Consider the following 20,816-nt stretch of genomic DNA (forward strand, 5'->3'; position numbering starts at 1 on the left):
TTGGGGTCAGTAGGATAAAATATAAAATTGCGTAAAATTATTGAGTTACTACAACCCCAATTTATCCTGCGTATTTGCACGGCTTTTCAATCACAAATGCCTTAAGTATTTCATTATTTACATCTTTTTAATAATTATAGTCGTATATTGATAAATTTATTGCCCTTTATTTGTTAAATTACTTACCGATGCTACTGACACACTCCGATCCGATTAGAAAAAACAATGTAAATATTACGGGTAATTTAAACTCGACATCAACATTAATCTTCGCCCATGGCTTCGGCACCGACCAAACTGCCTGGTTGCCCGTGATTGAAGCTTTTAAAAATGATCACCGAATAATCCTGTATGATAACGTTGGCGCCGGTAAAGCATTACCCGAAGCTTACAGCCCAAACAAATATAATAGCCTGCAAAGCTATGCTGATGACCTGACTAACATTTGCGAACGATTAAACATCAGCAACGCAATAATTGTAGCCCACTCCGTAAGCGCTATGATAGCCGTGCTTACGACCATCGGGTCGCCACAATTTTTCAAAAAAATGATATTAATCGGCGCCTCTCCCTGCTATCGTAATGATCCCGGTTATACCGGCGGGTTTGAGCAAAAAGACCTTGACGATTTATACCGGGCCATGGATACCAATTACTTTGCCTGGGTAAGCGGTTTTTCTTCCATGGCGATGGCTAACCCCGATCGCCCGGAGCTGGCTCAAAGTTTTGCCGACACCTTATCAGCCATCAGGCCGGATATTGCATTGGCAGTGGCTCGTGTAATTTTCCAATCGGATTGCAGGGAAAAGTTGCAAAAACTGGATAAAGAGACACTCCTGATCCAAACAAAAGAAGACATTGCCGTACCATTGCAGGTGGCCGAGTACCTGCACCGACATATTAGCAACAGCAAACTGATTATTGTGAATGCCAGTGGCCATTTTCCACATATCAGCGCTTCGCAAGAAATAGTCAACGCTATCCAACATTTTTTAATTGAATAAATTGAAGGCCGGGAATCAAATCAATTGGTTAAGGGAATCCCTTGATCTGCTGACTGCGATGTACGTGGTTAAGGAGGAGAAAGACAGGGTAAAGTTGTTTAAGCAAACACCCCGGCTGATCCAGAAACATGCGCATGCACATACCTCGGCTTTAATCCAGTTGGAAGATGATATCACATCCCGCGTATTGGCGGAGTATCCTACGGCCGTGCCCCCTGCTATTTACGATGCCTATTTAATTGGCTCGCTGGTATCAGAAAACCGGATAGCTGTAAAACAAGCTGAGGAGTTTGGCAACCAATTTAGTGGCCAATATGTATTTTTACCATTAAACGAAGCGCATTTTAAAGGTGCCCTGATACTTTATTGGAGTGCAGCCTTTGAGGTTGACGATTTAATAGCCGAATTTTTAAACCATGCCTGGGTAGCTTTAAGGGATGTAATATGCCTGATGCAAACCCAGTACGATATTGAAGAACTCAGTACCCGCTTTAACGCCATTATGGAAACCACCCCGCAAGGGATTGTTTTTGTTGACGATAGTGGTAAAGGGGCCTGGGTTAATAAACAGGCATCTCAAATTTTAGGTGTAAATAACGATAAAAACGAACCGCTTGCTATATCTATGGCGATGACCAGGTTACGTAGCGCCGCCATTAACCAGGAAGAAATTCAACGCGAAGGGATGAAACTGTTCAGCTCGCCTAACCAAAGCCTGCTCGACTGGAGATGGATTTTTGGCGATCCGGTTTCACTGGTGCTGAGCGTTTCCTGCACGCCTGTAGTGTCTGAAAATATCCGCGGCAGATTGTGGGCCTTTACCGATATTACTTCCTTGCATATCACAAACAGCCAATTAAGCGAACTGAATATTGAGCTTGACGAAAAAAGAAAAATAGCAGATGAGCAAAATCAGGCTAAGTCGGCTTTTTTAGCTAACATGAGCCACGAGATCCGCACGCCGATGAACGGAGTTATCGGGATGACCAGTTTATTGATAAGCACCTCGCTTACGGATGAGCAGCAGGATTATGTGGAAACGATCCGTATCAGCGGCGAAACTTTACTATCGCTAATCAATGATATCCTGGATTTTTCGAAAATCGAATCGGGTAAAATGGAATTGGAAACACAGCCATTCTCGTTAACATCAGTTATCGAAGAAACCTACGACCTGCTTACCGTTAAAGCCGACGAGAAGGGCCTTGATCTGCTATACCTGATAGATGCCGATGTACCATCAGAAATTATTGGCGATGTAACCCGCCTCAGGCAAATCCTGGTAAACCTGGTATCAAACGGTATCAAGTTTACAGAAAAAGGGGAAATATTGATCAGCATAGAACTGCTGGAAAAGGCTGGTAGTATTTACACACTTCAATTCAGCGTTAAGGATAGCGGTATAGGCATACCTCAAGACAAATTCCACCGCTTATTTCAAAGCTTTTCGCAGGTGGATTCCTCAACCACACGTAAGCACGGCGGAACTGGATTGGGCCTGGCCATTAGCCAGCGTTTAGTAGAAGCTATGCAGGGGAGCATCCGCGCCGAAAGCAAGTACGGAGAAGGCTCTTGTTTTATCTTCACCATCAAAGTTGAAGCAAGCGCACAGCTCAAGCAGTTCCAGAAAAGAGCTCCAGGAGAAGACGCGGTATTAAAAGGCAAAAAAGCACTGATACTTGACGATAACCTCACCAATCTTAAAATACTTAAAAAGCAATTTGAGTACTGGGAGATGGATGCCAGCATATTTAATCACCACGAACAGGCATTCCAAGCCATGCGTAATGAGCATTTTGACCTGGCCATCATTGATATGTTTATGCCCGAAAAAGACGGCATCGATGTTGCCCGCCTTATTAAAAGCACCTTTCCGGGTCAGAATATACCACTGATTTTGTTTAGCTCTGCAGGTTATATTACCATGCACAATACTCTTGATCATCAATTATTTGCGGCTATACTAAACAAACCGGTAAAGTATGAGCATATCAAGAAAACAATATTATCTGTTTTAGACAAAAACAATAAACTTTCACCGCTGGTGAACAAGTTGAACACGGGAGTTTATACTAAATCTTCGGCCATTAATATTTTAATAGCCGAAGATAACGACATCAACCAAAAATTAGTTCGCCGCGCTCTTGAAAAACTCGGCCTGCTAAGCGATTTAGTTTTTAACGGACTTGAAGTATTACATGCCGTTGAACAAAAAAATTACGACTTAATATTGATGGATGTGCAGATGCCCGAAATGGATGGCTACGAGGCAACAAGACTGGTAAGGAAAAAGTATGAGTCGGCCAGTATGCGACCGGTAATTATTGCCATGACAGCCAATGCCTTAACAGGCGATAAAGAAAGGGCGATGAGTGAAGGTATGGACGATTACATCAGTAAACCTTTTAAAATACACGACCTGAAAGAAAAAATAGACCAGTGGTTTCCTTACCTGGAGACCTTGCCTTAGTTAGGCACATAAATTAATTTATGTTGTAAAACAGCTACCACATAAGGTGTAAGCACTTTAACATCGTGCTCTATGTATAAAGGTATTTCTACCCAAACACCCGCCCCTGCTTCAAAAGCATCGTTGCCAATTGTACATTTACACCTGCCTATTAATATCAAAAAGCTCTCCAATATATCGGTATGCGTTTCCTCCGGTACATCTATTTTTGTTATAACCAGTGTCTGGTTAATCCTTTTGTCCTGGCGCAATAACTTAAATATCATATCACCGGCAGGCTCATTAGGTATCAGGTGCCTTACCGTATTCAGCCATGTACGGTGATCGGATTCCTGGTTTATTTCCGGCAGGTTATTCAAATCATACTGCTTATCCTCTTTAAATTCCAGGGAACTCATTATCCTGCCCTTCAAATCGTCATTTTCAACTTCAACCGCGTTTTGAATAGCCATTTGCTCCATAAAAAGCTCAACGCGCGTCAGCTCATCTTTCACTTCCGGATAAAGCATAGACATCTGGATCACAAAGGCCTGTTCCTCGGCCTTGAGTCCGCCAAGGCAGTATTCTTCCAAAATCCCGCTTTCAATAAATTCCTTTACGTTCATTCTATATGCTAAATGCCAATGCTCCAAAATGGCATTATGCACGTTTAATTTTTGTAGTTCAATGAAAAATAGCGCTTTTAAATTACCGGTGAAAAGTAATTCCGCAAAACCATCAAAAACAAATCTCATGAAGATTTATATTTCTAACAGATAAAAAGTTCAGCCCCGGAAGCGAAATACTATTTCATCAAATAAACAGGCCCTTACCTGTTGCTTTGATAACGAAGATAATTAATACTTGCCTATCGGCCAAACCACACCGCATCCAAAAGCAACACAACAGACTGATAAACAGAACCAAACAAACCCTATTAAAACCTATTGTAACTAATTTATTACCTCCAAACAAAACCTCACTTAGTTTTTACCCGAATACCTGCTACAATGCCGATTGTAGTTATGGGCATATTTTTGTTAAAATTGTAGATCTAATTTTATTAACTCCGTTCAACATGTTAAACAAAAAATCAATAACAGCATTGTTGCTTTTAACAATTGCGCTATGCTCATTTGTAGTACCGCAGAAACAAAACCTCAATATTGTTTTTATTGGCGATAGCATTACTCATGGTGCCCGCTTAAAGGATTTCACCATACAAGCCCCTCCTGTTTTTGCAACCGGCTATTTACAAAAGCAACCCGGCTTCGGCAATATCCAGTTTAGCAATCAAGGTGTCAGCGGATATACCACTGTTGATTTTTTGCCCGCTACCCACAAAGCCTACGCAAAGGTAATTGCCGCCGCAAATGCTTTTTATAATGATAAAGAAGCCACGCTGGTTTTCAGTATTATGCTGGGCACCAACGATAGCGCCATCAGCGGACCAAACGGCGCACCGGTATCGCCCCAAAATTACAAAGCAAACCTCAAAACTATTGCCGATAGTTTGCTGGCGCGATATCCTGAATGCAAAATCATCATTAACCGCCCCATATGGTACAGCACCAATACGGCCAATGGGCACTCAACCTATATGCAGGAAGGCTTAGCCAGGTTACAAAGCTACTTTGCCGAAATTGACGCCCTGATAAGGGAATATAAAAGCACGCATCCCAAACATGTTTTAAGGGGCGACAAAGCCGGTTTTAAATATTTCGAAAAAAACTATCTTACCGACCTGGGCGATGAAAAAGGCCCTCATGGAACTTTTTACCTCCACCCTAACCCCAAAGGGGCTATAGCACTGGGCAATATGTGGGGCAAAGCTATCGCAAGAGCTTTAAATTAACGGGCTTCATGTAATATTTTACAAACAATTTCAATTTATTATGTTGGTGAATATTAAAATCAGCATATTTAAACTTTTATTTTTAACCATACTCCATTATTTATTTTGAACATGATTAAAACCAGTTTATTTAGAAGCTGCGCCATAGCCTTAGCTTTAAGTATTACCTCCGCTTTTACGTATGCCCAAACAGACGGTACGCCCAAACCCAATTGGCAAAACCTCGACCTTACAACCGATACCACCTTCGGTATCAGCACAGAAAAAGCTTATACCGAATTATTGAAAGGCAAAAAAGCAAAAACCGTTGTGGTAGCCGTAATTGATGGCGGTGTTGATATTAACCACGAAGATTTAAAGGGTGTGATATGGACCAATAAACGCGAAAAAGCGGGCAATAAAGTGGACGATGACAAAAATGGCTACATTGATGATATCCATGGCTGGAACTTTTTAGGATCTGACAAGGGAAGCATCGAGTTTGAAAACATGGAAGCCACGCGCATCATTCGCAAATTTCAGCCAAAGTTTCAAAATATAACTTCGGAATCGGCAGTTAGCGCGGCCGACCTTGCTGATTACAAGCAATACCAAAGCGCCGTAACCGAGCGTAACCAACTACTGGCAGAAGCTCAGGACGGATTAAAAAGCATCAGCGGTTTTAAGGCGGTGCTGGATGAGATGACTAAAAATATGCCTAAAGACAAACCTGCATTAGATTATTTCCAGAGCTATGAGCCTGCAGATGCACGCCAGGGCCGGATTAAAAATGTAATGATCAATGTATTGAAGGAGAATCCTGATTATGACAAATTTGTTAAAGATGAATTGGAAAAAGGAATCTCTCATTATACCGAAACGATTAACTACCACCTGAACCTCGACTTTAACCCGCGCCCCAACCTTGTTGGCGACGACCAGAACAACGATAACGAGCACAATTATGGCAACGCCGATGTTGACGGTCCCGACGCCAGCCACGGCAGCCATGTATCGGGCATCATTGGCGCCATGCGCGATAATAACCTGGGTATTAAAGGTGTTGCAAACCATGTACTCATCATGTCTGTACGTACCGTACCAAACGGTGATGAACGCGATAAGGATGTGGCCAACGCTATCCGCTATGCAGCGGATAATGGTGCCAAGGTAATCAACATGAGTTTTGGCAAACCATTTTCATGGGATAAGAAAGTTGTTGACGATGCTGTTAAATACGCCATCAGCAAAGATGTATTGCTGATCCACGCGGCGGGTAATGATAACAAAAATTTAGAACTGGAAAGCAACCACAACTATCCTAACAAAACCTACGAAGATAAAAGCGGAGCAGCAACCAACTGGATTGAGGTTGGCGCATCCGGCTACAAGGATGATGAAAGCTTGAAAGCATCTTTCTCCAATTACGGAAAAACCAGGGTTGATGTTTTTGCTCCCGGCGTGCGGATCAATTCAACCACACCAAACTCAACTTATTCAGTTTATGATGGTACCAGTATGGCATCACCCGTTGTAGCAGGTTTGGCAGCGCTTATCCGCTCCTATTACCCCCGCTTAACTGCAGCCCAGGTAAAGGATATCATCTTAAAATCGGTAGTAAAAGTAAACCACAATGTGGTGATCCGGGATGGGCAAAACGAAACCAAAGTTCCCTTCTCCGACTTATGCGTAACCGGTGGTATAGTTAATGCTTATAATGCGTTAAAACTGGCTGCGGCAACCAAATAAGCCAGGTAGCCTTTAAGCAAAGTTTTTGATATCACAGCAAAGGCCCAAGCATTCCCGGTAATGTTTGGGCCTTTTTATTAAACCAATTATTTGTTCATCTCCCGGTAGCTCTTGCGGTACTCCAAAGGCGATTTACCTGCGATGGCCTTAAAGTGCCGGTTAAAATTAGAGAAGTTTTTAAACCCGCTTTCGTAACAAACCACGGCAATGCTTTGGTCGGTTTCTGATAATAACTTACACGCCATGCTCACCCGCACCTCCAATATAAACTGCGAATATCTTTTATTGGTTCTCGATTTAAAATAGCGGCAAAAAGAGTGCGGCACCATGTATACAATGGCAGCTATTTCGGCCAGTGTAATTTCCCTCGCAAAATTATTGAGCGTATACTGGTACACTTTATTCAACCGGCTCTCATCCGACCGGTTTACGGTATGGCTGGAATTAAAGTGAGCAATGGGCATATTATCATCAGCATAAGCTATCACGTTGAGCAGTTGCATCAGCAAGATGATACGCTCGCTTTTGGGCGCAAAGTTGATAGTCTGCATCATTGTTTTTACCCTGGCCTTAGTTTCGCCGTGAATACTGATGCCATAAGCTGCTTTATCAAGCAATACGCTGATAGGCTTATTTTCGGGCAGGCTTAAAAATGTTTGCCCAAAAATATCGGGTAAAAAATGGATAGTAAACGATTCCGCCAGCAACCCAGAGTCGCCTTTATAATAAACTTCATCATTACGAAAAAGGTGTGGCAGGTTGGCTCCAATCAAAATCAGGTCGTCATCCTTAAAGCTATCCACACTATCACCAATAAAGCGGCTGCCCGTACCCCTTACAATATGGATCAGCTCAATCTCAGGATGGTAATGCCATTGATTATAAAAGTACGGCACAATATCATGCCCGGCATTGAACGAATAGCCAGGCATGGCAGCCACTTTATACAATTGAGCGATCATAAATACTAAGATAACTTATTTACTGGCAATTTATCAATGTATAAGTTAAGATAGTATCAAAATCAGTTAAAAAACATATAAGCGACCGCTGCTTTATGCTACACTTTTGTATTGTTCAACTAAACAATAAATATTTAAGCTTTATGAAGAAGAATGAATTTATCCTGAATTTAAGCGAAGTCGGCATTAACGACATTGACAGCGTAGGTGGTAAAAACGCCTCCCTTGGCGAGATGATCCAGAATTTGGCTCAACTGGATGTACGCATTCCGGGTGGATATGTGATTACAGTAGATGCTTACGAGGCATATATCACACACAATAATTTACAGGAAAAAATCAGAGCTATTGTAAAAGCTACCAACCTGAACGATATTGATGCCCTGCGCCATTGCGGTTTAAAGATAAGGCGCATGATAGCCGCCGGAACTTTTCCTGATTTATTAACCAGTCAGATTACGGAAGCATACGCCGCCCTTTCGGCACTTTACAAACAAACCAACGTAGATGTAGCGGTACGTTCATCAGCCACGGCGGAGGATTTGCCCGATGCCTCCTTCGCGGGACAACAGGAAACGTTTCTGAATGTGAGCGGAGCCGATGCCTTATTGATAGCGGTACGCAATTGCTTTGCCTCGCTATTTACAGATAGGGCCATCAGTTACCGCGAAAGCTTTAACTACGATCATTTTGATATCGGCTTATCAGTTTGCGTTCAAAAGATGGTACGGTCTGACCTGGCAGCTTCTGGCGTTGCATTTTCACTGGATACCGAAAGTGGTTTTAAGGATGTGATAGTTATAAACGGATCTTATGGGCTGGGCGAGATGATTGTTCAAGGAGCGGTATCGCCGGATGAATTCATCATTTTTAAGCCTACCCTTAAACAAGGGTATGATGCTATTATTGAGCGTAAATTAGGCAGCAAGGATAAAAAGATGATTTATGGCGATACCGCAGATGAGCGGGTAAAAATCATCCAAACCAGCAACAGCGAGTTTAATAGTTTTTGCATTACCGATACACAGGTGCTTCAACTGGCCCGCTGGGTAGTGATCATTGAAAAATATTACTCCGGCATCAAAAATCGCTGGTGCCCCATGGATATAGAGTGGGCTGTTGATGGCCAATCGGGCGAATTATTTATTGTACAGGCGCGCCCCGAAACCATCCACTCCCGTAAACGCCATAATACCATTACCGAATACGCCATTACCGATAATACCCGGGCGGATAAACTGATATTAAAAGGCATTGCCGTAGGCGATAAAATAGCCGGCGGCAACGTTAATATCCTGGTAGCCCAGGGTAAGGACGAAATAAGCCATATCGACTTTAAAAAGGGTGATGTGTTGGTTACCGACATGACCGACCCCGATTGGGAACCGATTATGAAAATGGCATCGGCCATTATTACCAACAAAGGCGGCCGAACCTGTCACGCGGCTATTGTTGCCCGCGAATTGGGCGTACCGGCTATAGTTGGCTGCGGCAATGCCACCGAGGTATTAAAACAGGGGCAACTGATCACCGCATCGTGCGCCGAGGGCGATGCCGGATTAATCTATGATGGAACTATAGCCTTTAAAGAGATCCTATACAACCTGGACGAACTGCCCGAAACCGCGACACCCGTGATGCTCAATGTAGCTTCGCCGGGCATGGCTTTCAATTTTTCGCACTTTCCCAATAAAGGAGTTGGCTTAGCCAGGGAGGAGTTTATCATCAACAATTACATTAAGGTACACCCACTGGCCCTGATGCAGCATCAGCAATTGGGTGATGCGAAGCTAACCGCCGAAATTGAAGAGATAACCCGCGGTTTTAAAAGCGGTGAGGATTTTTTTGTACAGAAACTGGCCTGCGGCATAGCCCGGATAGCAGCCGCTTTCCACCCTAACAAAGTAATTGTACGTTTCTCAGACTTTAAGAGTAACGAATACTTCAACCTGTTAGGCGGCAAATATTTCGAGCCGACTGAAGAAAACCCGATGATTGGCTGGAGGGGTGCATCCAGGTACTATTCCGCCAAATACAAAGAGGCCTTTGGCTTGGAATGCAAAGCTATTAAGCTGGTACGCGAAAAGATGGGCTTAAAAAATGTAGTGGTAATGATCCCTTTTTGCCGCACCCCAAAAGAGTTGTTGCAGGTATATGAATCCATGAACGAGTATGGCCTGCGCAGAGGTGAAGACGGATTGGAAGTTTACCTGATGGCCGAGCTGCCATCCAACGTTATCCTGGCCGATGAATTTGCCAAACACATCGACGGTTTCTCTATCGGCTCCAACGATCTCACACAACTGGTGCTGGGCCTTGACAGGGATTCGGCCTTAGTGGCGCACATCTATGATGAAAGGAACGAGGCAGTGAAAACCATGATCACGATGCTGATCAACTCCGCTAAAAAAGCCGGGGTTAAGGTAGGCATCTGCGGCCAGGGCCCTTCGGACTTCCCGGACTTCGCCCAGTTTTTGGTAGAACAAGGGATCGATTCCATCTCGGTTACACCGGATTCATTCTTTAAAACCGTAAACGCGATTCATCAGATTGAAGAAAAGCTGAAAGATGAAGAAGTATTGATGATGCGGGAAGCGGTATAAAGTCCAATCAACCGTCCCCTGAAGGGAAAACTTTAAAAACAAAAGTTCCCTTCAGGGGACTTTATGCCTTTGGTTTGTATTGCGTGTAGGATAACTTAAGATATTGATAGCAAGCATTTCGTTATAAGTAACGAGTCCGGCCAGCCGGGAAAATAGCGGTGACGTTTGGAACTTCGTGATCTTATCTACCCACAGGAAAAAGCGGGCAAAGGCCCCGACTGCACGCCGGGCCGGGTTTGGCCTGCGGGCGGAAGGATCGGGCAGTCCAAAGCCCCCTCTAAACCGCGTAGCGCTCATGCACACCAAAAAACAAACCAAGGTGCATAATCTCCCCCGGTAGGGGAGACTTTTTAAGCCCTCCCTACCGGGGAGGGTTGGGTGGGGCTTCCTCCCGCGGCGTTTGAGCGGGCCGATGTTATAATTTAAGAATACTGATCGTCGGAGCAAATAAGCACATTGATAATAAGTGCACCTAACATGATGCATACTTAACGCTTTTAACAGATCCCTCCTCGCGTCGGGATGACAAAATAAAGAGAAAACCGCATTGATAATCAGTAACTTAAACGAAAGCCATTATAAGCAATATATTTTTTTTCTTGCCGTTTCAATTAGGTATCAATGATTTTTTTCCAAAATTCATTGATTAAAAACATTCAACCAAATAGCTCAAGTTATACTATTTGGAGGACAATTGAATTTGCTGCCATGACCATTGAAGATATCGAAACCATTTGCGACCAATTTACCGCCGTTACCAAAGACATCAAGTGGGAAGATCATTTATGTTTTAACGTGGGAGGCAAAATGTTTTTAATTACCACGCCAGACGCCTTTCCGCCAAATGCCTCCTTCAAGGTAACCGCCGAAGAGTACGAGGAACTTGCCGCTCGCGATGGCTTTAAGCCTGCGCCGCACCTGGCAAGGTACAAATGGGTGCATGTAGAAGATATCAGCAGGCTAAACAAACGTGAATGGGAACACGATGCCCGGCAATCATACACCCTCGTAGTAGCAAAATTACCTTTAAAGCTTAAAAATCAATTAAGTTTATAATATTTGGCGTATGATTAAAGCATACCAACTATACACCGGTGCCGACGGGCATTCGCACGTGCAGCAGGGTTACGTCACGGAGCACTTTTTAACCGAAGCAGTCTCTATCACCTTCAAAGAATCTCCCCCTCACTCCTCTTTCGATTGGCATAACGCCCCTGTTGAGCAATACGTTATTACCTTATCCGGCACGCTGCAATTTGAAACCCGTACCGGCGAATCTTTCATCCTGAAACCAGGCGAAGTACTCATCGCCTTAGATACCACCGGAACTGCCCACCAATGGAAACTGATTGATGATGCCCCATGGAGAAGAGCTTATGTTGTGTTAAAGGATAACTCGGCGTTCAATTTTGTGGCAGACGAGCAAAAACCCTCGCCACGAACAATTAGCGTATAACATTGTATATCAATAATGACAGTTGAATCAAGCTTACGTCTACCTATAATTAAAGTTAAAGCCGCTTTAAGCGTAGGCACATCAGATGCGCTCGCTATCGAAGAACCATTAGAGATCAGGCTGGAACATGGCCCGGCAAATCAACGGCAAATTCAAAACATTTCGGTTACCATGCGCACGCCGGGCAATGATGCCGAACTGGCCCTCGGCTTTTTATTTACCGAGGGGATTATTAGCAGCTTAACAGCGGTTGAAAGTATCAACCATTGCCTGATAACTTGTGCCGAGAACAAGGAGAATATCATTCAGGTATGTTTAACTGCATCCTCCACCCCTAACCTGCGCAATACCGAACGAAATTTTTATACAACCTCAAGTTGCGGCGTTTGCGGCAAGGGATCTATCAATGCCATCCGCACGGTTAGCGCCTTTAACCATATCAATAACGATGATAACTCAATTGATGCGAATACCCTTTATAGCTTACCCGATGCCCTGCGCTTAAACCAGGCCGTCTTTGCCGACACCGGAGGCCTGCACGCCGCTGCATTATTTACCAACCTGGGCCAACTGTTACTGGTGCGGGAGGATGTGGGCCGCCATAACGCGCTGGATAAACTGATTGGTGCCGCCATCAATCAAAACTGGCTGCCTTTAAAGGCACATGTGCTGATGCTAAGCGGGCGCGCCAGTTTCGAGCTGGTGCAAAAGGCTGTTATGGCGGGTATTAAAATTATAGCGGCGGTAGGTGCTCCATCAACCCTGGCCGTGCAACTGGCCGAAGAATTTAACGTTACATTGATTGGCTTTTTACGCGATGAGCGTTTCAATATTTATACGGCACCACAACGCGTGTTATTGACCCGAATAATTTTGACAACTGATGAGCGAAGAAATTAAACAACCGTCGGCAGAAAACCCCGAACATTTAGGCGATTTAAAACTGGAAAAGCCCAAAACATGGGCAGCCGGCATACCCGCTGTCGTGGCTGCAATGGATCATATTTTTAAGGAAGCCGGGACCGTACGGGGAATGCATGCGCTGCTGCGGATGAATCAGAAAGGTGGCTTTGATTGCTCAAGCTGCGCCTGGCCCGATCCGGATGACGACCGCTCGCCGATAGCCGAATATTGCGAGAACGGCGCCAAGGCCCTGGCCGAAGAAGCCACTACTAAAAAGCTGACCGCAGAATTTTTCGCTCAAAACTCCGTAGCCGGCCTATCCGCACTCACGGATATGGAAATAGGCAAAAAAGGCCGCATTGCGCAACCGGTTTATTTGCCCAAAGGCGGCACCCATTATCAGCCCATCAGTTGGGATGAGGCCTTTAAAAAAGTTGGGCAAGCCTTAAATAACCTTGCATCGCCAAACGAGGCTGCTTTTTATACCTCTGGGCGTACCGGCAACGAGGCATCATTTATTTACCAGCTGTTTACCAAAGAGTACGGCACCAATAACCTGCCCGATTGCTCGAACATGTGTCACGAATCAACCAGTGTAGCATTGGCTGAAACCATAGGCATTGGCAAGGGGACAGTTACGCTGCATGATTTTTACGATACCGACGTGATCATCATTATAGGCCAAAACCCCGGAACCAACCATCCGCGAATGCTTACCGCGCTCCGAAAGGCCAAAGAGAACGGTAGCAAAATCATTGCGATAAACCCTTTATTTGAAGCCGGGTTACTGGGCTTTAAAGATCCGCAAACCGTAAAAGGCGTAATTGGTATTACACAACAAGTGGCTGACCTTTACTTACAGGTAAAGATTAACGGTGATATGGCGCTGATTAAAGCCCTCGAACTACTCTTGCTGGAAGCCGACGAAGAGGCACCCGGAACAGTGCTTGACCACACCTTTATTAAAGAAAAGACAACAGGCTACGATGCACTCAGGGCTCATTTGCTGAAGTATAGTTTGAATGACCTGGCTGTAGCGGCCGGTGTACCGGCGGAACAAATCCGCGAAGCGGCAAACATGATCAAGCATAAAAGTAAGATCATTATCTGCTGGGCTATGGGTGTTACCCAGCATCAAAACGGTGTTGCCACGGTTAAAGAGATCAGCAATTTAGTTTTAATGAAAGGTAGCATTGGCAAAGCCGGCGCGGGCCTATGCCCAGTACGCGGACACAGCAATGTACAGGGTAACCGTACCATGATGATCTATGATAAGCCTTACGAAAAACAATTAAATAAGATAAAGGAAGTGTACGGCTTTGAACCTCCGCGGGAGCATGGCTATGATGTGGTTGACAGCATTAAAGCGATGCACCAGGGCAAACTGAAAGTATTTGTAGCCATGGGCGGTAATTTTCTTTCGGCTACGCCGGATACCACTTACACCGCCGAAGCCATGCGTAAACTGAAGCTATCGGTACATATCTCCACCAAATTAAACCGCGGCCATTTGGTCCATGGCGAAGAGAGCATCATCCTGCCCTGCCTGGCGCGTAGCGATAAGGATATATTGAACGGCAAAGAGCAGTTTGTAAGCTGCGAGAATTCCATGGGTGTTATACAGCAATCCAAGGGCGTATTAGAACCTATATCGCCTGATTTACTGAGCGAAGTAGCCATAGTTTGCCGCATGGCGAAAGCTACATTGGGTAGCCGGTCGGTAATCGGCTGGGACAAATTTGCAGCTGATTATGATAATATCCGTGCCGATATTGAAAAGGTGATACCCGGCTTCAACAGCTATAACGAGCGCGTACGTTTACCCGGCGGTTTCTATATCCCCAACGCGCCGCGCGAAGGTAAGTTTGAATTGCAGGACGGATCGACACTCGCTAAATTTAACGTAGCCGAATTGCCTGTACATACCCTGGCGAATGATGAATACATGATGACCAGCATCCGCAGTCACGACCAGTTTAACACCACCATTTATGGCCTGCACGACCGCTACCGCGGTGTTGATAACGAGCGCCGTGTGATTTTCATGAACGAAAAGGACATCCAGAAAGCAGGCCTGAAAAGCGGCGACAAGGTTGACTTATTTAACCATACCGATGGCATAGAACGTGTTGCGCGACTTTTTGTAGTAGTGCCCTACAACATACCGGAGCGCTGCACCGCCACCTATTACCCGGAAACCAATGTACTGGTCCCCATCAGCAGTGTAGCAGAGAAGAGTAACACACCTACCTCAAAAATGGTAATCATCAAGATCAGCAAGGTTGCTGGATAAGAATCGGTGTTAACTACGCTTAATAATTTTACCATAGCAAGTACTCAAGAAATCCCTTCTGCGTAAGCGTGCGGGCAGCTCCGGACTCGAGACTAAAATGGTACTTTTTACCGATTCCATAAAAAATACCATTATATCCATCAATAATACCACTGCGGCAATTTAATCTGGCTTACCTTTGAGATGTGATGAAAGACACATTTCCAATATACGATATATGCGCTATTTCGGAGTTTAAGCGGGATGATATCCTAATAAGCCGGTTTGCGCCTTATCTTAAATCGCATAAAAATCTGGCTTTGCCACATAAGCACACTTTTTATCATGTGGTATTATTTACAGAAGGGGGCGGCACCCACGAGGTCGACTTTACCACTTTTGCCGTAAAACCTTTTCAAATTTACTTTATGGTACCGGGGCAGGTTCATAGCTGGAGTTTTGAGGGCGAGGTAGACGGATATATTATTAATTTTTCAGTTCCTTTTTTTCAATCGTTTTTACTGCGCCCAGATTACCTGGAAGAGTTTCCATTTTTTAACGGTACAACAGATCATTCGGTGATTGATATCCCCCATCCGCTGCAATCCCAAATCACCCAATTGTTTGAAGCTATCATCCACGAAAGTGAAATCAACGAAAAAGCAGGCCTGGATATGGTTAAAGCGCTGATGCTGCAAATATTTATCCTGGTATCCCGCTTAAGTACAGGCAGTAAATCTCAAAACGCAACAAGCTATAACTATACCTTGCTTAAAAGTTTCCAAAAACTGGTTGAAAAAAGCTTTTCAGAGCTTAAGCTGCCTAAAGATTACGCCGAGATATTATATATTACGCCCAACCATTTAAATGCTATTTGTAAGGATATGCTTGGCGTACCGGCGGGCGAAGTGATTCGTAACCGGGTGATATTGGAAGCCAAGCGCCTGCTGATTAACCGCGACCAATCGGTTACATCAATAGCCTACGGCCTTAACTTTGCTGATAACTCGTACTTTACCAAGTTTTTTAAAAAACATACCGGCCTTACACCAGAAGACTTCAGAAAACAAACACTAACACATACCCATCATGACAGCACTACCTATAGATAAGCCGCAGTCGGCTACAGCGTACCACGTACCATCGCAATTTCAGGCAGCATTACACGCCAAATGCCCGCGCTGCCGAACCGGCAATATGTTCGCCAACAGCATGTACGGCTTTAAAGGCCAAAAAATGAATGAGTTTTGCCCACACTGCCACTTAAAGTTTGAGCGTGAACCTGGTTACTTTTATGTAGCTATGTTTGTAAGCTATGCCATGAATGTGGCGCAAATGGTAACGCTGGCCGTGGGTACTTACATTTTAACGGGCAGCAGTAGCCCTTGGCTATATATTACTATACTGTTAGGTGTGGCATTTGCGCTTTCGCCGTTTAATTTCAGGTATTCCAGGGTGATCTTGTTATATTGGTTAACGCCAGGTCTGCATTTTAACCCCGACAAGGCTAAAGAGCATACCGATATTTAAAAACGGGTGCAAATCAAATTGTCGCGAATAAAAAAGAATGATTAAATTTAGGTATTAGAAAAAACATGTTTAATATCTATAAAACAATCAGTTATGAGCGAAGAAGAGTTTTTAGCGATAGCACGTAAGCGCTATGAAGAAGTGAATGCCCTGAATGATGGGATGAGTTTTTATGATTTCGAGAAACGGCTTTCGGAGATTATGGATGCCATGACCAGGGACCTGCTTGAGACTAAAATAGGAAAAGTTCCCGCCGACAGGCGTAAAAAAAAACTCTCTGCAAATCTGGAGTAATAGAGATAGCCAAAAGCCACCCTTACAGTCAGGGCGCAAAAGGTTTTCAGATCAGTCCCCTGATGCAGGAAAAGATGGTCTTTGCAGGTCAATACGATAACTATGGGAGTTGCAATAAATTGATAGAGGTTTTTCTTAACAGGCAGGTTTCTACTTCACAGGTGTTACGGGTAACCAATGCTTATGGAGCAGAATTCGGATTGGAAGACCAATCAAAGCGTACTTTAGGGCCACCTGTGAAGCAGGAAGGGGTATATGCGATGGTAGATGGCAGCATGATCCTGACCCGTGGTGGATGGAAGGAAACCAAATTAGGACGGGTCTTTAAGTCAGGTGACTGTATAAAGGATGGATCAGACAAAGGCAGTATCTTGCAATCTCAATACATAGCTCATTTAGGAGGGAATAAGCCGTTTTGCCGTGCCATGAGTGAACTGCTGGATGCATACGGTGGCAATTCCTTGGGTGAACACTTGGTTCTGATCAATGACGGAGCAACCTGGATACACCAATGGTGTAAGGATATTTATCCTAAGGCGGTTCATGTATTAGATTATTACCATGCTGTTGAACACTTGTATGGATTTATCACATTGGCCTTTAAAGATATAGAAACGGGCAGAACATGGGGCAAAAGCATAGAAAAGCTATTAATGGAGAGTAAAGTTGAACAAGTCATTCAAGAGATACAAAATCACGGTACAGAAAACAAAAAGGCGCAGGAGGCTAAGGAAGGCTTGATCAACTATTATGAACAAAATAAGGAGAGAATGGATTATGCACGGTATGCAAAAATCGGTTCCGGTATTATCGGTTCTGGGGCCATTGAATCCGCCCATAGAACAGTAATTCAAAAGAGGCTTAAACAATCTGGGCAAAGATGGGGAATTAAAGGTGCTCAGAACGTACTCAATTTAAGGGTAGTATATATGAGCAATCAATGGAATAAAGTGATTGATCTCATAAAAACAGAACAAGCTAAAGCTGCTTTTAATAATATCGCTGCCTAACGACAATTTGATTTGCACCCTTAAAAACCGTGATCTGCTTATTTTAACAAGCGATTATTATCTTTGCCGGAAACGATTAAAAATTTTATGACGAAACTTACAATCAACAACAACGGATCGGTAAAAATTGAGGGCGACTTTGAAATTGTAGATATGCAGGGCAATAACTACGGCTTGCAGGGGCGTACCGTTGTTTCTATTTGCCGCTGTGGCTTATCTGCCAACAAACCTTTTTGCGATGGATCGCACAAGGGGCATTTTGAGCATGATGCCAAGGCATTTGACCTGCCACCACGTAAAGTATAAATATAACCATACTTAAATAAAGCATACTTAAAGCCCTTTAACCAGGGCTTTTTTATTTAATTAAATTTAGATGAAGGATATACTGGGGCAAGCCCTGCACGATTTTTATTATCAAAACAAACCTGATACGCTTTGGATCCATAACCAATATGGCCCCAAGGAGGATATGCCCGTAGAAATATATTTCAGAGAGCCAGATGAGATGCCCGAAGCCGAGCTTATGGCCCTGCAACTTTGCCGCGGCAAGGTACTTGATATTGGCGCCGGCGCAGGTAGCCATGCCCTTGTTTTGCAACAAAAAGGATTTGATGTTACCGCTATTGATATTTCGGGCATGGCCGTAGCCGTAATGCAGGCACGCGGTGTTGCAAAAACACAGGAAGCGGACGTTTTTGTTTATAACCAGGGGAAATACGATACGCTTTTGTTGCTCATGAATGGCATTGGGCTGAGCGGCACCCTACCAAATCTCGATGTGTTTTTACGCCATGCCCAAACATTGTTGAAACCAGGTGGACAACTACTGTTCGACTCATCGGACATCGCTTACCTGTACGAAGGGAAATTACCCAACTCGGACAAATACTACGGTGAGCTTTACTACCAGTACGAATATAAAAAGCAGAAAACAGAATGGTTCAACTGGCTTTATATCGACCAGCAAACACTAAAAGATGCAGCCTCTAAAGAGGGATGGACAGCGGATATTTTATACCAGGATGAATATGACCAGTACCTGGCCAAACTGAGCCCCCCAGCCCCCTGAAGGCATATGCGTCAACCTAAGGTAAAAAGGCAATATCGAAATCCTGTTCAAAATTGGGTCTGACTCTTTTATCGTAGGAGCAGTACCTGGCTAAAGTAATTAGATGATATCCTATCTTGCCCTTATAACTTTCTATGGCTTTAACGACCTGTATTATTTTAGAGGCATTTTTTATGAGATACCGGACTACTTTTATCATACTCAAGCCCCTTTTCTGATGTTTTTTGATGATCATTCTGGCAGGCGAAAAGATATACTGGATGTAAATGATGATCATGATAAATCTCGCATAAAGGATAAGTGACAGTTGTTTTTTCGAAACATTATGGATCTTAGAAAACTCCATGTTACTTTTCCAGGATTTGAATATGATTTCAATCCGCCACCTCAGGCTATATACTTTGAAAAGAAAGTTATAATCTGCGTCCTGTCTGGAAATGGTAGTCATAAAAATGGACCATGACATCAGGGCCAGGCACTCTTTACCCGGTTCCTTTTTGGCCTCTTTCTTAGCCTTCATCCTGCGCCTGTTTGCAATTTCGTCACTTACAGGCAAGGCGACTATCCTGATTTTTGTACCTTTTTCATTATTTAAAGTAACCTCAAAATCAAGCTGTTTTTTTGATTGTAATTCGGTGAGCAGGTTAATTCTTTCTTTTGTTTGGCTGTCTAAAAGTACTATATTACTCTGATGCCTGTATATGCAGTCCGCTTCTGCTGTCCAATGCCTCTCGATTTCTTTAAGGGTTAGATACCCCCTGTCCCGAATAACAAGGTCGCCCTTTTCTATCGTTAATTCGGGGGCGGCTTTCTGATCGTTCTTAGTATAAGAATCGATGGTAAAATAAATAAAGCTTTCAGTTATCAAATCGTAAACACACTGAATCCGGGCATTACAAACACTGGACTGGGCGTTGGAGACGCCCGAAAAAAAGCCAAACAACCTAAGGGGCAACTTAATGATTGTGCTGTCCTGCACTAAAACACGCTTAAATTTACCTGCCCTGCGCAATGAATCGATTTCTTCCTTTCCGATTCTACTGATAATAACAAGGGCCAGTATCTTTTTTAAAAAAAGCACACATGATTCTTTGCTTGTCTTTTTTGCAATTGCCTGCCTACTTACAGAAACAGTAGTTTCCGCATCTATTTTTGCCGCCAGATCATTAAAGCTAACCGTTCCATGCGTGGCCGCGCAGCAAATGGCATATAAAATATCGGCAGGCTCTATAAGACCTTTCCGTATCAGAAATCCGGTATCAATTGCTATTTTCTTTATTTGATCAGCACCAATGTTCATGGCATTTAGCAACGCTAAAAAATCGACCTTTTTCATTATGTCTTTTTGATTAATGGGTAAAATAATTTATATTTACATAGTATATATACTATGTAAATTAATCAAAAAAAATGGGATATAAAGTAAAAGTTCAAAAAGTTGAGCGAGGAGGCACCAAATCGTTTTATGTAAACTTCCCGGCAGCAGTTGCCGATGCTTGCCTGTTAGAAAAAGGCGAAGAAATGGAATGGTTGATAGAAGATAGAAATAGCTTCGTACTAAAACGTGTAAAGAAAGCCAAAACTAATCTTCCCAAACAAGAAAAAGACAAGTGAAATTAATCGCGCAAACATCTTCTCCAATAATGTAAGGTGTTAGGTTGACGCATATGCCCGGTAG

Annotated in this window: 19 protein-coding genes; 16 read left to right on the plus strand and 3 right to left on the minus strand. The window is 43.7% G+C overall.

Features of this window, described 5'->3' with window-relative positions; translation table 11 throughout:
- Window positions 1-188: 188 nt before the first annotated feature.
- Together MUCPA_RS01655 and MUCPA_RS01660 are read left to right on the plus strand one after the other, a co-directional pair.
- Window positions 189-1,004: an alpha/beta fold hydrolase gene (locus MUCPA_RS01655; RefSeq protein WP_008504079.1), complete on the plus strand. Its 816-nt coding sequence runs from the start codon at window positions 189-191 to the stop codon at window positions 1,002-1,004.
- A complete protein-coding gene (locus MUCPA_RS01660; RefSeq protein ID WP_050982003.1) occupies window positions 997-3,474 on the plus strand; it encodes a PAS domain-containing hybrid sensor histidine kinase/response regulator in 2,478 nt (825 codons plus the stop codon). Before MUCPA_RS01655 ends, MUCPA_RS01660 begins: the two co-directional genes overlap by 8 nt.
- Here MUCPA_RS01660 and MUCPA_RS01665 read toward each other — a convergent pair.
- Window positions 3,471-4,208 carry a hypothetical protein gene (locus MUCPA_RS01665; protein ID WP_008504081.1) on the minus strand — a complete coding sequence of 246 codons (738 nt, stop codon included), beginning with the start codon at window positions 4,206-4,208 and terminating at the stop codon, window positions 3,471-3,473. The two genes, MUCPA_RS01660 and MUCPA_RS01665, sit on opposite strands and share 4 nt — an antisense overlap.
- A 323-nt stretch (window positions 4,209-4,531) precedes the next feature.
- Between MUCPA_RS01665 and MUCPA_RS01670 the strand changes: the two genes are divergently transcribed.
- Both MUCPA_RS01670 and MUCPA_RS01675 read left to right on the plus strand, forming a co-directional pair.
- Window positions 4,532-5,308, plus strand: coding sequence for a GDSL-type esterase/lipase family protein (locus MUCPA_RS01670; protein ID WP_008504082.1), 777 nt, complete (start codon window positions 4,532-4,534; stop codon window positions 5,306-5,308).
- Between the two features lie 111 nt (window positions 5,309-5,419).
- Window positions 5,420-7,036: a S8 family peptidase gene (locus tag MUCPA_RS01675; protein WP_008504083.1), complete on the plus strand. Its 1,617-nt coding sequence runs from the start codon at window positions 5,420-5,422 to the stop codon at window positions 7,034-7,036.
- 86 nt (window positions 7,037-7,122) lie between these two features.
- On the opposite strand, the gene MUCPA_RS01680 is transcribed toward MUCPA_RS01675, so the two are convergent.
- Window positions 7,123-7,998, minus strand: coding sequence for an AraC family transcriptional regulator (locus MUCPA_RS01680; protein ID WP_008504084.1), 876 nt, complete (start codon window positions 7,996-7,998; stop codon window positions 7,123-7,125).
- A 143-nt stretch (window positions 7,999-8,141) separates the two neighbouring features.
- Here MUCPA_RS01680 and ppsA point away from each other — a divergent pair, with 143 nt between their 5' ends.
- The 11 genes from ppsA to MUCPA_RS01740 all read left to right on the plus strand — a co-directional run bounded on the left by ppsA (window position 8,142) and on the right by MUCPA_RS01740 (window position 19,138).
- Window positions 8,142-10,601 carry a phosphoenolpyruvate synthase gene (gene ppsA / locus MUCPA_RS01685; RefSeq protein WP_008504085.1) on the plus strand — a complete coding sequence of 820 codons (2,460 nt, stop codon included), beginning with the start codon at window positions 8,142-8,144 and terminating at the stop codon, window positions 10,599-10,601.
- A gap of 708 nt (window positions 10,602-11,309) precedes the next feature.
- Window positions 11,310-11,657, plus strand: a complete 348-nt coding sequence (locus MUCPA_RS01695; protein WP_040626963.1) for an MmcQ/YjbR family DNA-binding protein — start codon at window positions 11,310-11,312, stop codon at window positions 11,655-11,657.
- A 10-nt stretch (window positions 11,658-11,667) separates the two neighbouring features.
- Window positions 11,668-12,057, plus strand: coding sequence for a cupin domain-containing protein (locus tag MUCPA_RS01700; protein ID WP_008504088.1), 390 nt, complete (start codon window positions 11,668-11,670; stop codon window positions 12,055-12,057).
- A 15-nt stretch (window positions 12,058-12,072) separates the two neighbouring features.
- A complete protein-coding gene (gene fdhD, locus MUCPA_RS01705; RefSeq protein ID WP_008504089.1) occupies window positions 12,073-12,957 on the plus strand; it encodes a formate dehydrogenase accessory sulfurtransferase FdhD in 885 nt (294 codons plus the stop codon).
- A complete protein-coding gene (locus MUCPA_RS01710) occupies window positions 12,941-15,253 on the plus strand; it encodes an FdhF/YdeP family oxidoreductase (protein WP_008504090.1) in 2,313 nt (770 codons plus the stop codon). The genes fdhD and MUCPA_RS01710 overlap by 17 nt, the downstream gene beginning before the upstream one ends.
- A gap of 188 nt (window positions 15,254-15,441) precedes the next feature.
- The gene (locus tag MUCPA_RS01715) at window positions 15,442-16,344 is read left to right on the plus strand and encodes an AraC family transcriptional regulator (RefSeq protein ID WP_008504091.1); all 903 of its coding nucleotides are present in this window, start codon (window positions 15,442-15,444) and stop codon (window positions 16,342-16,344) included.
- Complete coding sequence (locus MUCPA_RS01720) at window positions 16,322-16,762, plus strand: DUF983 domain-containing protein (protein WP_008504092.1); 441 nt, start codon at window positions 16,322-16,324, stop codon at window positions 16,760-16,762. Before MUCPA_RS01715 ends, MUCPA_RS01720 begins: the two co-directional genes overlap by 23 nt.
- A gap of 93 nt (window positions 16,763-16,855) precedes the next feature.
- Window positions 16,856-17,056: a hypothetical protein gene (locus MUCPA_RS01725; protein WP_040625613.1), complete on the plus strand. Its 201-nt coding sequence runs from the start codon at window positions 16,856-16,858 to the stop codon at window positions 17,054-17,056.
- A 62-nt stretch (window positions 17,057-17,118) separates the two neighbouring features.
- Window positions 17,119-18,066 (plus strand): hypothetical protein, encoded by a 948-nt coding sequence (locus tag MUCPA_RS36785; RefSeq protein WP_083839298.1) that lies wholly within the window; start codon window positions 17,119-17,121, stop codon window positions 18,064-18,066.
- A gap of 87 nt (window positions 18,067-18,153) precedes the next feature.
- Complete coding sequence (locus tag MUCPA_RS01735; RefSeq protein ID WP_008504094.1) at window positions 18,154-18,372, plus strand: CDGSH iron-sulfur domain-containing protein; 219 nt, start codon at window positions 18,154-18,156, stop codon at window positions 18,370-18,372.
- A 70-nt stretch (window positions 18,373-18,442) separates the two neighbouring features.
- Window positions 18,443-19,138 carry a class I SAM-dependent methyltransferase gene (locus MUCPA_RS01740; RefSeq protein WP_008504095.1) on the plus strand — a complete coding sequence of 232 codons (696 nt, stop codon included), beginning with the start codon at window positions 18,443-18,445 and terminating at the stop codon, window positions 19,136-19,138.
- Window positions 19,139-19,154: 16 nt separating this feature from the next.
- Here the strand turns inward: MUCPA_RS01740 and MUCPA_RS01745 are convergent, their stop codons facing one another.
- On the minus strand, window positions 19,155-20,474 hold the full coding sequence (locus MUCPA_RS01745; protein ID WP_008504096.1) for an IS4 family transposase: 1,320 nt from the start codon (window positions 20,472-20,474) through the stop codon (window positions 19,155-19,157).
- A gap of 74 nt (window positions 20,475-20,548) precedes the next feature.
- On the opposite strand from MUCPA_RS01745, the gene MUCPA_RS01750 reads away from it, so the two are divergent.
- On the plus strand, window positions 20,549-20,752 hold the full coding sequence (locus MUCPA_RS01750) for a hypothetical protein (protein WP_008504097.1): 204 nt from the start codon (window positions 20,549-20,551) through the stop codon (window positions 20,750-20,752).
- Window positions 20,753-20,816: the final 64 nt, after the last annotated feature.

The sequence above is a fragment of the Mucilaginibacter paludis DSM 18603 genome, assembly GCF_000166195.2.
Taxonomy (GTDB): domain Bacteria; phylum Bacteroidota; class Bacteroidia; order Sphingobacteriales; family Sphingobacteriaceae; genus Mucilaginibacter; species Mucilaginibacter paludis.